This is a genomic window from Aquimarina celericrescens, from assembly GCF_042682765.1.
GTDB classification, from domain to species: domain Bacteria; phylum Bacteroidota; class Bacteroidia; order Flavobacteriales; family Flavobacteriaceae; genus Aquimarina; species Aquimarina celericrescens.
Genome location: NZ_JBHUHY010000034.1, coordinates 120,836 through 135,042 on the forward strand (window position 1 = coordinate 120,836; position 14,207 = coordinate 135,042).

Genomic DNA, 14,207 nt, shown 5'->3' on the forward strand with positions numbered 1-14,207 from the left:
CATTTACACACACAATTTAGGGGATCTAATTATATTTTTTTAACGATTTCAATTTTTATGAAGAAAGGACTACTTACTTTTCTACTTTTATTATCTGTTTTTACAATTCTGTCGGCACAATCAATAGAAAATACACCTAAAGATAGTATTACTACACCTAAAGATAATGTCAAGACTACTAATGAATCTTTTACAAGATCTTCCTTTTGGCAAGTTTCTGAATATGTTATCTTTTTTAAATATCCTGACAGTATTTCTGGTGCTAAAGAGTTTATTAGGGGAAAGGATTTTATAGATTTAAATAATGATGGGACCTATAGTTCATTGATTGATAACATTTTTACTAGTGGGTATTGGATTCAAAACAATAATCTAATCGTTTTAAAACAAAAAGTACCTAAAGTTGTTGATGTGTATTATGAAGTCGTGATGGAAACTTCAAACTCAATGAAACTTAAAAAAGGGGTTGAAGTTATCGATTTGATTTCTAAGGCACATCCTAAGTATGTGAAGCTAGAAACCTCTCAGGATGAAATTATTCCAAGTCAAGGTTTTTCATTTAATAGTTTATGGAGAGGGATATTGGGTATGATTGCGCTTTTGGTTATTGCATTTCTATTTAGTAGCAATCGAAAAAATATTAATTGGAAGACAGTAGGAATAGGTCTAGGAGCTCAATTATTGTTAGCCTTTGGAGTGCTAAAAGTTGGTTTTGTTCAAAGTACTTTTGAGTTTGTTGGAAGTCTTTTTGTTGCAATATTAGATTATACTGTAGCCGGAAGTGAGTTTTTATTAGGAGGAATCATGGATGTAAATTCTTATGGTTTTATATTCATATTTCAGGTACTGCCTACGATTATATTCTTTTCGGCATTAACATCCTTATTGTTTTACCTGGGAGTAATTCAAAAGATAGTTCAGGCTTTAGCCTGGGTTCTTACTAAATTACTAAAAATTTCTGGAGCAGAAAGTCTAAGTGTTGCAGGTAATATTTTTTTAGGCCAAACAGAAGCACCATTGATGATCAAAGCATATCTGGAGCGCATGAATCGTTCTGAGATCTTATTGGTGATGATAGGAGGAATGGCAACAGTAGCCGGTGGTGTGCTAGCTGCCTACATTGGTTTTCTTGGAGGGGATGACGAAGCTTTAAAGCTGGTTTTTGCTAAACATTTATTAGCAGCTTCGGTTATGGCGGCACCAGGAGCTGTGGTAATTTCTAAAATTTTGTACCCTCAAACCGAGGAATTTGATTCCAATATTGAAATAACTCAGGACAAAATTGGAGCGAATGTTTTAGATTCAATTGCTAACGGAACCACAGAAGGTCTTAAATTAGCCGCTAACGTAGGAGCAATGTTACTTGTATTTGTCGCATTAATTGCTATGTTGAATGGTATCTTAGGCTGGTTTGGAAATATAACTACCTTAAACTCTTTTATTGCAGAAAATACACCTTATGACAAATTCTCTCTTGAAGCAATTCTAGGAACCATCTTTGCACCTTTAATGTGGTTAATAGGTGTTGCCAAAGAAGATATGATGCTTATGGGGCAATTATTAGGGATAAAACTAGCGGCAAGTGAGTTCGTAGGATATATTCAATTAGCAGATTTAAAAAATCCTGCAAATCCACTTCATCTCACCTATAATAAATCTGTAATTATGGCTACTTATATGCTTTGCGGATTCGCAAATTTTGCGTCCATAGGAATTCAAATTGGGGGTATTGGTTCTTTGGCTCCAGGTCAAAGAAAGACATTATCAGAGTTCGGAATGAAAGCTCTTCTTGGTGGAACTATAGCTTCATTGTTATCTGCAACCATTGCAGGAATGATTATAGGATAAATATTTCGACCATATTTTATCGAAATCATAAATTTTTCCATTGGTTTATAACTATTTTATAATCTTTAGGTTAAACAATATCTCGAAACCTATTTTTTGTATATTTGAAAAGTACTTAACAGACTTTGACAATTAATACAAATAGTAAGGAATAATATGAGGCAATATCATGATCTCGTGCGTCATGTAATAGAGAATGGAAATGCGAAGGAAGATCGAACCGGAACAGGTACAAAAAGCGTTTTTGGATATCAAATGCGTTTCGATCTTAGTGAAGGTTTTCCTATGGTTACCACCAAAAAATTACACCTTAAATCTATCATTTACGAACTTCTTTGGTTTCTTAAAGGAGATACAAATATTGAATATCTTCAAGAAAATGGGGTTCGTATATGGAATGAATGGGCAGATGAAAACGGTGAATTAGGTCCTGTATACGGGCATCAATGGCGTAACTGGAATGGTGATGAAATAGATCAAATAAAAGAAGTAGTAGAAGCACTTAAGAATGATCCAGATAGCAGGCGTATGTTAGTATCGGCTTGGAACCCTAGTGTGTTGCCTGATACTTCTAAATCTTTTTCTGAAAATGTCGCAAATGGTAAGGCCGCTTTACCTCCTTGTCATGCCTTTTTTCAATTTTATGTTGCCGACGGAAAATTATCATGTCAGCTTTACCAGCGCAGTGCAGATATATTTTTAGGAGTGCCATTTAATATAGCTTCTTATGCATTATTTACAATGATGATAGCACAGGTTTGCGGATACGAAGCGGGAGAGTTTATACATACTTTTGGAGATGCTCATATATATAATAACCATATGGCACAGTTAGAGTTGCAACTTTCGAGAGAACCTCGTAAATTACCTAAAATGATACTCAATCCAGAAGTGAAAGATATTTTTGGCTTCGTTTTTGATGATTTTAAATTAGTTGACTATAATCCGCACCCACACATTAAAGGCGCGGTGGCAGTTTAACCCCCAAATTTAAAATAAATAGAGATGAAAAAATTATTACTATTATTAGCGATATTACTTTCTGGATCTTCTTTTTCACAGGATGGTATCATACTGTCTCAGGAAAATGCAAACGAAAAAGGAATTACTCCTATTTGGCCAAAGTGCGATAAGTCCAGACAAGAACCTGCAAATTGTTTTGACAGTAAATTACGACGACATATTTTAGAAAACTTTGAATACCCAGAAGTTGCAATTAATGAGGCACTTTCTGGTACTGTTACCGTAGAGTTTATAATAAACAAAAAAGGAAAAGTAGAAGTTATTGAAGTTACTGGAGCTCATCGTTACCTTCAAAGAGAAGCAATTAGAATAATTAGATCAATCCCCAAAATGGAACCAGGTAAATGGGGTAATAAGCCTATCGCCATAGCATATACAGTGCCAATTACTTTTAGACCGCCGCAACAATAGATTAATCCATATATTTTAACATTGCATTAACCTTGTTAAAAGTATAATAAAAATAAAAATCATTAAATTTGAGTGTATTCGTAAATCGAATGCACTTTTTTTATGATTCTTACAGATAATTTACTTACCTCTTTTATAAAAACTCGCTCTGATACCGAAGAAATTTGTGCACCTCTCGAAATAGAGGATTACGTGATTCAACCGATTGTAGATGTATCACCTCCAAAATGGCATTTAGGGCACACCACTTGGTTTTTTGAAGAATTTATTTTGTCAAAATATGTTGCCAATTATAAAAGGTTTCATCCAGAGTATGCCTATGTTTTTAATAGTTACTATGAAAGTGTAGGGAAACGAGTTGTGCGCACAGATAGAGGTAATCTCTCCAGACCCACAGTTAGTGAAGTCTATGAATACAGAGATTATGTTACTTCTCATTTACAGGCATTTTTAGAAGAGAATAGTAATGAAAAAATACAAGATATTGTTGAAATTGGTATTCATCATGAGAAACAACATCAGGAACTATTAATAACTGATATAAAATATATTCTGGGTAATAATCCTCTACTCCCTAAGTACAATGAAACCTTTACAGAAAATCCTACTTCTGACCAGGTATCTCAATATATCAATATCGAGGAAGGAATCTATGAAATAGGGTATAAAGGACATGACTTTTGCTACGATAATGAGTTAGGTGTGCACAAAGTTTTTCTCCAAGAATATAATATCTGCAATACATTGATTTCTAATAAAGAATATCTTGAATTTGTTGAAGATAACGGTTATAAAAATAGCTTATTATGGCATGCTGAGGCATGGGACTGGATTAATAGTTATGGAATAAAAGTACCATTATATTGGCACAATATAGAGGGGAGGTATCATCAATATACACTTCGAGGCTTAAAGGATTTGGATCTTAATGCCCCTGTAACTCACATATCGTATTATGAAGCATTTGCATTTTCTCAATGGAAGGGAGAGCGTCTTCCGACCGAGTTTGAATGGGAAGTGGCTCAGCAATATTTTCAGTGGGGCCTTCGATGGGAGTGGACAGAAAGTGCATATTCACCCTATCCAGGTTATAAAAAGGCTATAGGTGCTTTAGGAGAGTACAATGGTAAATTTATGGTGAACCAAAAAGTACTCCGAGGAGGATCCGTTGCTACACCACAAAATCATACAAGACCCACATATCGCAATTTTTTTCACCCATATTTAAGATGGCAATTCACCGGGTTGCGATTGGTGAAAGATACCTAATCTATATTTTAATGAACTGTAAAGAAGATCAAAAAGTATTAATTTCTACTTTCGAAAAAGAAGTGTGCGAAGGATTATCAGCCTTTCCCAAATATTTATCATCAAAATATTTTTATGATGAGGTGGGCGACGTACTTTTTCAAAAGATTATGGAATTGCCAGAGTATTATCTCACCAGAACCGAGTATGAAATATTCAAAACTAATACATCAGATATTGTTAAGAGTTTTGATACGGACAAAGAAGGATTTGACCTCATAGAATTAGGAGCAGGCGATGGTAAAAAGACAAAAATTCTGTTGCAAGAATTGCAGGAAAATGATTATGATTTTACGTATATGCCCATCGATATTAGCCAAAATGCAATAGATGGATTAGTAAAGGGTTTAGATCGTGAAATGCCAGGAGTTTCTGTTCAAGGACAAATTGGGGAATATTTTGAGGTTTTGGACCGGTTAAAGCATATGAGTGATCGCAAAAAAGTCATCATGGTTTTAGGATCGAATATTGGCAATCTATTGCATCCAAGAGCTATTCAATTTTTAAGAAAACTTTGTAATGCCATGCATACAGACGATCTACTTTTTATGGGTTTTGATCAAAAAAAACACCCGCAGAAGGTTTTGGATGCCTATAACGATAAAACAGGTGTAACTGCAGCTTTCAATAAAAATGTTTTAGCTAGAATTAATAAGGAACTCAACGGAAACTTTGATCTTGATAAATTTATGCATTGGGAGACATACGATCCCGAAAGTGGAACAGCAAAAAGCTATTTGGTAAGTAAAGAAAAACAAACCGTAGATATCGACGATTTATCTTTACAAGTCCATTTTGAAGCCTGGGAAAGTATACATACAGAGATCTCTCAGAAATATGATGATGATATTGTAAAATGGCTTTCTGAAGAATCGGGTTTGAATATTCTAAGATCTTTTACCGATAAAAATGAAGATTATAAGAATTATTTAATTACAAAAACAAAATAAAAAATAGACAGATGAAGGCAATTTGGAATGGAAAGGTAATAGCAGAGAGTAATGATACCAAAGTTGTAGAAAATAACCATTATTTCCCTCCCGAAACCATAAAAAAAGAATTTTTTAAATCCAGTGATACGCATACTAATTGTCCGTGGAAAGGCGTTGCTTCATATTATACAATAGATGTAGAAGGAAAAGAAAATAAAGATGCAGCCTGGTATTATCCTGAAACCAGTGATCTTGCAAAACAAATAAAAGGTTATGTTGCCTTTTGGAAAGGAGTTGAGGTTGTAGATTAGTCGTAAACAATCTCAACTCCTCAAGAAATTTTATAATACCAGTAGACTATTGTCAGCCGCGGCATAATCATTCCATTGATAACCATCTGCATCGGTTTCATTAGTCCATCGACCATCTACAACATATTTGAATTCAAACTGATGATCCTTAGGAAGATCTACCGTTCCTTTAAAATTTCCATTTTTCAGCTTTTTAAGAACCGTTGCTTCGGTACTCCATTCATTAAATTCTCCAGCCACACTTACGCTATTTGCTTCTTGAGCAGGAACGATAAAAGTTACCTTACAAATGGGTTTAGTCTTTAAATACTGCTTGGTAATCGCCATAATTCTCGTTTTATATTAGTTATTGGTTAATACTTTAAAAATAAAGTATCACAAAGCTAATAGATTAAGAAAGAAGTAAATAGCAGATTTACCGGTATTTATTAACGATAACGATGTAGTGTATTAAGTAGTTTGTCTATATCTTCAATGGTGTTATAAAAATGTAAACTTATACGAATACCAGAACCTCTTAATGAAGTAATTATGTTTTGACTCATTAAGTAGTCAAATAGTTTTTGATCTCCTTTAATATTAAAAATAGAACTATGCTGTTTGCGCTGTTTTATATTTTGGTCCAGAAGTCTTAGGTTACTTAATTCCTCTTTGGTATAGGCACTTAATTTATTAATTTGTTTTTCGATTGTTGAAACCCCAATTTTGTTTAAAAAATCAAGTGAATATTGTAAACTTCCAAAATTGAATGTGTCTAAGTGGCCGCATTCAAATCTTGCAATCAGGCTAGTATAAGAGGGATCATAATGTCTGTTTTTTGCTGCATTTTTGTAGTTTTCTGGTGTGATATGCTCCAAAACACCAGTATTAAACAATACAAATCCATTGCCGTACCCGCCCAGCAACCATTTGTATCCACTGCATCCAAGGATATCAATCCCAGAAGTTTTAAAATCAAAAACCTGAGTTCCGCAAAATTGGGTAGCGTCTGCGATGATCAATAGATCAGGGTACTTGATTTTTAAAGAAATAAGGAAATCCAGATCAATAGCAATACCGTTAATATACTGTACTAAACTAAATGCGAATATATCTGGTTTGTGTTTTTCGATAGCCGTCTCAATATTTTGTTCCATATTCAGACCAACTTTTGCATAACTAACTTCAAATCCTTTACTAGTTACTGCAAAATTGATCGAAGGGTAATCTTCTTCCAATAAAAGCACTTTATTATTCTTGTCAAGATCATTTAGTATTGTATTAAACCCCAAAGAAAAATTAGGAGTCAATACAGTATCATCTTTAGAATTTCCAAAAAATTCTGCGATAGTTTTTCGTATACCATTTAAAAAATCTTGTTGTTGATTTCTAAAGGTACTCCCACCGATAAGAAAGTCCAGATCATGCTCTTGTCGGTTCTCCAAAAGTGAGTCATAAAGTAAGCCCGAAGAAGCAGTGTTGAGGTAAGTATTGTGCAATAAAGCAGGAAATTCTTTTCTTAAATTCTTCATAAGTAACTTTAGCGGTTTTTGGCAAAAACTATATCTTTACTTGCCGATACTAAGTTAGCATTAATATGTTTTCAAAAAAGAAAGAGACTATACAAATTGATCCACAGCAACGCGAACTTTATGAGCATGCACGTAGGCGAATTATTCAAAAGAAAAGACTTTTTCAGCATTTTATAGTTTTTGCAGTCGCATCATTATTCATGGTTGTTCTTAACCTTCTTTTTGGTTTTGGAAAAGAAATTATATTTTTTGGTGCGTACTGGTGTGTGATTGGGATCATTGGTTGGGCATTTTTGTTTGTATTACATTTTTGTAATGTATGGTTGTTTAGCACCTTTATGGGACAAGAGTGGACAGATCACCAAATGGAACGATTAATTACTAAACAGAAAGAAGAAATTGCACTTATTCAAAAAGATATAGATTTAATGTATCCTAAAGAGGAGCTTATCAAAAAAAAAGAAGCGTTTATCAAAGGGAAAGCCTCTAATATTGTTGAAGAAGTAAAAAAGACGAATCCTATGATAACAATGATTGCTGCAGCCGGAGAAAACAATGCTCTTGGAAAAGACAATGATCTGGTATGGCATTTGCCTGATGACTTTAAACGTTTTAAGAAGCTTACTACAGGGCACCATATTATTATGGGTCGTAAGACTTTTGAATCTTTCCCTAAATTACTTCCCAATCGTGTACATATTGTTATTACCCGAAAAGAAGATTATCAGGCAGAAGGAGCAATTATTGTGCATTCTATGGAAGATGCGCTAAAAATAGCTAAAAGTGATTTGCAACCATTTATTATTGGTGGTGGCGAGATTTATGCAATGGGTATGGATCACGCCACTTGTATTGAGCTTACCAGAGTACATGCCGACTTTGAAGCAGATGCATTTTTCCCTGAAATCGATACTACTATCTGGAAACTCGAAAAAGAAGAATTTCACGATAGTGATGAAAAACATAATTACCCATTTACATATTTGACATATATAAGGAAGTAATTTTAATGGTCTTTCGTCTAGAGCAGATTCAAGAGATTTTGTATGTATTTGCGCCTCGCTCTTAAACTCTATTTAGCAGGACAGCTGGATGTAATAATATTAGTGATGATATCTTCAGAAATCATAATATATATTAAAAGTCTGCTTTCAGAGAAAATTAAAGTAACTCGACCGTTATTAGGAGGAGATATTAATGAAGTTTATCTCTTGGCTACTACTACCCAAAAAATTGTTGTTAAACTCAATAAATCATCAAATTTCCCAAAGATGTTTGAAGCTGAGGCCAAAGGATTACAAGAACTTAAAAAATCCAATACATTTAAAATACCTGAAATTCTGCATTTTGGAGTCGTAGGGAATTGGTCTTTTTTGATGATGGAGTATGTGTCATCAGGTCAACCTATTGATAATTTTTGGGAAGTATTCGGAATAAAACTAGCGACATTACATCAACATTGCAAACCGTATTTTGGTTTAGACTATGACAATTACATAGGTAGTTTGCCCCAATATAATACAAAGTGTCAATCAGCGTCAGAATTTTATATAACACAACGACTAGAGCCTCAATTTAGATTAGCTGTACAAAAAGGATTTTCGTTTTCTAAATTAGACACTTTTTATAAAAATATTACCAAAGAAATCATAAACGAACCCTCAAGTTTAATTCATGGCGATTTGTGGAGTGGTAATTATTTGGTGGATCAAAATGGTTTGCCATGTTTGATAGATCCTGCAATAGGATATGCGCCAAGAGAGATGGATATAGCTATGATGCAACTTTTTGGTGGTTTCAAAACAAAACTATTCGAGGTTTATAACGAGATTTTCCCTTTGAAAGAAGGTTGCAGGGATAGGATTCCAATTTTTCAGCTGTATTACCTGTTGGTTCATCTTAATTTATTTGGCAGTTCTTATTACAATAAAGTCAATCAAATTGTTAGAGCCCATTATTAATTTCAAATGCTTTACTACTTTTAAGCTTGGCAACTTTATAACTTTTAATCCTTACTTTTGTCAAAAATTTAAATATACAGTACATGAACGCATATATATTTCCTGGTCAAGGGGCTCAATTTTCGGGAATGGGCTTAGATCTATATGAAAATTCAAAAATTGCTAAAGAACTTTTTGATAAAGCCAATGACATCTTAGGTTTCGAGATTACCAAAATTATGTTTGAAGGTACGGCTGATGAGCTGAAACAGACCAGAGTTACTCAACCGGCTATTTTTTTACATTCGGTAATTTTAAGTAAAGTATTGGGTGATAGTTTTAAGCCCGATATGGTGGCAGGACATTCTCTGGGGGAGTTTTCGGCTTTGGTAGCTAACGGAGCTCTTAATTTTGAAGATGCATTGCAATTGGTTTCAAAAAGAGCAATGGCCATGCAAAAAGCTTGCGAATTAACCCCTTCAACAATGGCTGCAGTATTGGGATTAGATGATAATGTGGTAGAAGAAGGGTGTGAAGCTACTGAAGGAATTGTAGTTGCGGCAAATTATAACTGCCCGGGGCAATTGGTTATTTCTGGAGAAGTTGAAGCCATTAATAAAGCTTGTGAGTGGATGAAAGAAAAAGGAGCTCGCCGAGCATTGGTTTTACCCGTTGGAGGTGCATTTCATTCGCCACTTATGGAACCGGCACGTGAGGAGCTTGCCGCCGCCATCGAAGCCACAACTTTTAATACGCCAAACTGCCCGGTGTATCAAAATGTGACAACAACTGCGGTCACAGATCCGTCAGAGATCAAGAAAAATTTGATTGCACAACTTACAGCACCTGTAAAATGGACACAAAGTGTGCAAAATATGATCAAAGACGGAGCAACATTATTTACCGAGGTTGGACCCGGGAAAGTACTATCTGGATTGGTAAAAAAGATAGATAGGTCTGCTGAAACTATGGTGGCCGAAGTAAAATAATATTTCAAATATTTAGTTTAAGTACCTAATTAGACAATAATTATGCAGTGCTGATGTATGATAAGAATTTGATTGGGTATTTCTTTTTTTTGATCTTCTTTTTTAGTTCATTTTCTTATTCTCAAAATGAGGCAAACAAAGAAAGGACTGTTATGTCCTCGAAAGATAGTTTGTTATTTACATCTCGAAAAAGAATAGACTCTTTATCCCTTTTATTAAAAACTGAAAAACCTAAAATTTTTTTAAAGTATTCCAAAGAGAGTCTTTTGCTATCAAGATTGTTGAAAGATACGGTTTCTTTTGCGAATAAATATCAAGACATAGCCCGTCACTATTCAATTAATAATCAGCTTATATTAGCATTAAAGAACATCGATTCTTCCGTCAAATACTACAGACAGCTAAAGGATACTTCAGCATTGATAGGTGCATTCGCCCATAAAGCAACATTTTATCGTAATGTTGGTAATTTAGATGCTTCTCTAAAAATTTACAATGACGCCCTTGAACTTGTTTCAGAAATTGATAGCACGAATGTAAGTCACGAGCATTTTTTTTTATTTAACAATCTTGGCATATTTTATAAAATCACTAAAAAGATAAGACAATCCAGACAATTTTATAATAAAGCACTTGAGGTGTGTGAATTACTAAATAACTTTAACGCTGGTTTAACTGTCAAACTAAATCTAGGCGCTCTTTCTTCTCAAGAAAGAAACTATAATTTGGCACTTGCCTATTACAAGGAAGTTTTAAGAGGTGCCGATTCCTTACAAATAAAGCTTCTTGCAGGAATAACCAAAGGAAATATTGGTTTTGCCTATTACAATTTAGGGGACTATGAATTAAGTTTAAAGTATACTAAAGAAGGTTTGAACCTTCTTGAAAAATCGAAATCAGAATTAGCATATAGACCTGTTTATAAAACTAATCTATTGCATACACTAGGAGTATCTAATATGGAGTTAGGAAATTTTGAAGATGCTCAGAAATACTTAAAAGAAGGTATTAGAATTGCAAATAAATTTGGGATCCAATCTTCTTCGATTGTATGTAACGAGGCAATGTATCAACTTAAACTTAAAGAAAAGGATTTTAAAACAGCCTTATTTTACTTTCAGCAACATATTAGGGCAAGGGATAGTTTGTTTAGTGTAGAGACTATAAACAAAATCAACAAGATTGAATCCGAAAAACAATTGTCAGAGAAGCAGCAAGAATTAACAGATCTATCCATCGAAAAGAAAAAAAGTGAAGAAAGGATTCGAAATAAATATATCCAGTACATTATTTTGTCTGCTGTTTTAATTGTTGTTCTAACGATTTCGTTGCTGTGGTACAATCAACGTAATAGGACTGTCATTGCTGTAAAAAATCAAAAACTTTTAGAGAACGAATTGCATGCATTACGTTCTCAAATGGATCCACATTTTATTTTTAATACCCTTAATAGTGTGCAAAACTTCATTTTAAAGTCTGAAAAATTTGAGGCATACAATTATTTGATAAAGTTTTCGGATGCCATTCGTCTCATACTTGAAAATTCAAAAGATTCATTTATCGAGTTAAAAAATGAGCTCGAACTTATTGACCTTTATGTCGATCTACAAAAGTTACGTTTCAGAGATAAAATTGAATATATAAAGGAGATTGATCCAAAACTTCTAGAAGAAACGATACAAATACCTGCCATGATCATTCAGCCGATTGTTGAAAATGCCATATTACATGGTATTGTAAATAAAAAAGAGAAAGGTACTGTAAAACTATCTTTACACTACATTTGTAATGGTATTAAATGCGTGGTAGAAGATAACGGAGTAGGCAGGAAAGAGGCGATAAGAAATAAACAAGGAAAAACCAATAGGCACCTATCAATTTCTTCTATAAATACATCAGAGCGAATAAGAATCTTAAAAAAGAATGGATATAAAAAAGTAACCTATCATATTGAAGATTTATTTTCAAAAAAAGGAGTATCTTTAGGTACACGTGTATCAATAATACTCCCAATCTTAAAACCTAATGATACAGAAACTTAAAACCCTAATCGTTGATGACGAAATAAGCGGAAGAGAAAATCTTGAATATTTACTAGAGCATTTTTGTCCCCGAGTTGTTGTTGACGATGTAGCCAATACTTTGGATGAGACTGAAAAGCTCATAAGTACCAAAAAATTTGATTTGGTGTTCCTGGATGTTCAATTGGGCACCTCTACCATTTTTGAGTTATTACAACGACTGAAGACTATTCCTTTTGAAATTATATTTGTTTCTGCTTATAACCATGCCTTGAAAGCTTTCGAATTTGCGGCAATTGATTATCTGTTAAAGCCCATTAAAATTGAAAGTTTAATTAAGGCTGTAGACCTGGCTTTTGATAGGGTTAATAATAATATTCTATCTGAGCAGGCAAAGAGTATTTTATCCAAATTGGAGCAACGAAATAACTCCAAAACTATTCCGATACCAGTTTCTGATGGTTACGAGATCATAGATGTAGATGCTATAATGTATTGTACTGCCGATGGAAGTTATACCAAAATTTTTGTTCGAGATCGAGGAAAGATCCTGGTATCTCAAAGTCTAAAGCATTATGAAGAGTTATTACTTAGGTTTAGTTTTTTGAGGATTCATAATTCTACAATTATTAATAGTAACTACGTAAAACAAGTTTCCCGAGCCGATGGTGGGTTTGTAACCATGCAGGATGGCAAGGTCTTCTCGATTTCGAAATCCAGAAAAGAAGCATCCTTCAAAAAGTTATTGTTGCAATAAAAAAAATTTGATTTTTACTTCAAGTAGGATTCTATCTATTAAATTATATAGCACATATATTTTCTTATAATAGCGAATCACAAAGACCTCATTGTTAGTTCTTTATTCTTTATGCAATTTAGAAAAAGATAAATCAATGGGTCATAAAGAGTTTATAAGTGCCGGATACCATGGATTCATTTTGATAGATCAATTGGTAACTAATGTAATTTTAGTTTTTTTTTGATATGAAAAATCTACGTTTTCTTTCAATGTTTGTACTTTTTGTTATTTTTTCCTGTGTAGTTCTGATACCGAAGTAGAAATAGATCCAAATGCAAGTCTTGAGGTCAATAATCATCAATTTTGGGAGCAACTTAGCGGTGGATGAGTTTTTTTAGATTTTGTTGAAATTAATAGGGAGTTAGAAAACTTGATTGTGCAGGCCATTTAAAAATCAACTAACTCCCGATAATTTAAGGACTTTATGCAGTATAAAATTAAAATTCCTAATGAAGCTAGCTTCATTAGGAATTAAATAATAAATTTAACCTAGCAATAATCTGTATCGATTATTTAGGACTAATCAGTTTTATATACCCGATTTTTCAAGTAGGTATAGCGCAATTATCATCCCAACAGTCCATTAATGCTTGCCCAGAATAATAGTCTATACACCATTGTACACAATCTTGATGAGCATTACCACCAGAAATAGAACGTTGTTTTAATTTACTGATGGTTTTTACCCTTTTTACATTTAAAATTTTCATAATAAATTGATTTTAAGAATACATAATGCTTGAACATTTATAGACACTCAAGAGTATGTCTGTTTTATAGTTATAAAGGCTATTTATGGGTTATTTTATGAATTTTTACCACAATAGCACAGCAGCTTCTACTCCGTTGCAGAGTAGTTATACAACATTACAAATTGAAAGTTTAGCTCTTAAAAACGTGAGTTCGATATAAGAAAATTACGTCAGTTCGAGTACTTCGACTGCGCTCAACAGAGCTATCGATAACAGTATTTTTATTATCAAAAACATCGTCATCCTGAGCCTGACAAAGGGTCGATGCTATTTTTTTCACTTTGTTCCAAAAAATCGCTCGAATTGACGGTTTTTGGTCTTTAGTTTAATTATATCGAACTCACGTAAAAGCGTTGCTACAC

At 33.5% G+C, this 14,207-nt stretch carries 14 protein-coding genes; 11 read left to right on the forward strand and 3 right to left on the reverse strand.

Annotated features, from left to right (window positions below; translation table 11 throughout):
• Positions 1–57 precede the first annotated feature (57 nt).
• The 6 genes from ACFSJT_RS20105 (at position 58) to ACFSJT_RS20130 (ending at position 5,833) form a co-directional block, all read left to right on the forward strand.
• Positions 58–1,848 (forward strand): NupC/NupG family nucleoside CNT transporter, encoded by a 1,791-nt coding sequence (locus ACFSJT_RS20105; RefSeq protein ID WP_378322151.1) that lies wholly within the window; start codon positions 58–60, stop codon positions 1,846–1,848.
• 156 nt (positions 1,849–2,004) lie between these two features.
• Positions 2,005–2,829 carry a thymidylate synthase gene (locus ACFSJT_RS20110; protein WP_378322152.1) on the forward strand — a complete coding sequence of 275 codons (825 nt, stop codon included), beginning with the start codon at positions 2,005–2,007 and terminating at the stop codon, positions 2,827–2,829.
• A gap of 24 nt (positions 2,830–2,853) precedes the next feature.
• Positions 2,854–3,282, forward strand: a complete 429-nt coding sequence (locus ACFSJT_RS20115) for an energy transducer TonB (protein ID WP_378322153.1) — start codon at positions 2,854–2,856, stop codon at positions 3,280–3,282.
• Positions 3,283–3,384: 102 nt separating this feature from the next.
• A complete protein-coding gene (gene egtB, locus ACFSJT_RS20120) occupies positions 3,385–4,551 on the forward strand; it encodes an ergothioneine biosynthesis protein EgtB (protein WP_378322154.1) in 1,167 nt (388 codons plus the stop codon).
• Between the two features lie 11 nt (positions 4,552–4,562).
• On the forward strand, positions 4,563–5,540 hold the full coding sequence (gene egtD, locus ACFSJT_RS20125; RefSeq protein ID WP_378322155.1) for an L-histidine N(alpha)-methyltransferase: 978 nt from the start codon (positions 4,563–4,565) through the stop codon (positions 5,538–5,540).
• An 11-nt stretch (positions 5,541–5,551) separates the two neighbouring features.
• The gene (locus ACFSJT_RS20130) at positions 5,552–5,833 is read left to right on the forward strand and encodes a DUF427 domain-containing protein (protein ID WP_378322156.1); all 282 of its coding nucleotides are present in this window, start codon (positions 5,552–5,554) and stop codon (positions 5,831–5,833) included.
• A 30-nt stretch (positions 5,834–5,863) separates the two neighbouring features.
• Here the strand turns inward: ACFSJT_RS20130 and ACFSJT_RS20135 are convergent, their stop codons facing one another.
• Both ACFSJT_RS20135 and ACFSJT_RS20140 read right to left on the reverse strand, forming a co-directional pair.
• Complete coding sequence (locus ACFSJT_RS20135) at positions 5,864–6,160, reverse strand: isoamylase early set domain-containing protein (RefSeq protein WP_378322157.1); 297 nt, start codon at positions 6,158–6,160, stop codon at positions 5,864–5,866.
• A gap of 101 nt (positions 6,161–6,261) precedes the next feature.
• Entirely contained in the window at positions 6,262–7,344 is a 1,083-nt protein-coding gene (locus ACFSJT_RS20140; protein WP_378322159.1) for an aminotransferase class V-fold PLP-dependent enzyme, read from the reverse strand.
• Between the two features lie 65 nt (positions 7,345–7,409).
• Between ACFSJT_RS20140 and ACFSJT_RS20145 the strand changes: the two genes are divergently transcribed.
• The 5 genes from ACFSJT_RS20145 (at position 7,410) to ACFSJT_RS20165 (ending at position 13,051) form a co-directional block, all read left to right on the forward strand.
• Entirely contained in the window at positions 7,410–8,348 is a 939-nt protein-coding gene (locus ACFSJT_RS20145) for a dihydrofolate reductase (RefSeq protein ID WP_378322160.1), read from the forward strand.
• A gap of 42 nt (positions 8,349–8,390) precedes the next feature.
• Entirely contained in the window at positions 8,391–9,305 is a 915-nt protein-coding gene (locus tag ACFSJT_RS20150) for a fructosamine kinase family protein (RefSeq protein WP_378322161.1), read from the forward strand.
• A gap of 83 nt (positions 9,306–9,388) precedes the next feature.
• Positions 9,389–10,273, forward strand: a complete 885-nt coding sequence (gene fabD / locus ACFSJT_RS20155) for an ACP S-malonyltransferase (RefSeq protein WP_378322162.1) — start codon at positions 9,389–9,391, stop codon at positions 10,271–10,273.
• 152 nt (positions 10,274–10,425) lie between these two features.
• Complete coding sequence (locus ACFSJT_RS20160; protein ID WP_378322163.1) at positions 10,426–12,315, forward strand: tetratricopeptide repeat-containing sensor histidine kinase; 1,890 nt, start codon at positions 10,426–10,428, stop codon at positions 12,313–12,315.
• Complete coding sequence (locus ACFSJT_RS20165; protein WP_378322164.1) at positions 12,299–13,051, forward strand: LytR/AlgR family response regulator transcription factor; 753 nt, start codon at positions 12,299–12,301, stop codon at positions 13,049–13,051. The genes ACFSJT_RS20160 and ACFSJT_RS20165 overlap by 17 nt, the downstream gene beginning before the upstream one ends.
• A 587-nt stretch (positions 13,052–13,638) precedes the next feature.
• On the opposite strand, the gene ACFSJT_RS20170 is transcribed toward ACFSJT_RS20165, so the two are convergent.
• Positions 13,639–13,803: a hypothetical protein gene (locus tag ACFSJT_RS20170; RefSeq protein WP_378322165.1), complete on the reverse strand. Its 165-nt coding sequence runs from the start codon at positions 13,801–13,803 to the stop codon at positions 13,639–13,641.
• Between the last annotated feature and the right edge of the window lie 404 nt (positions 13,804–14,207).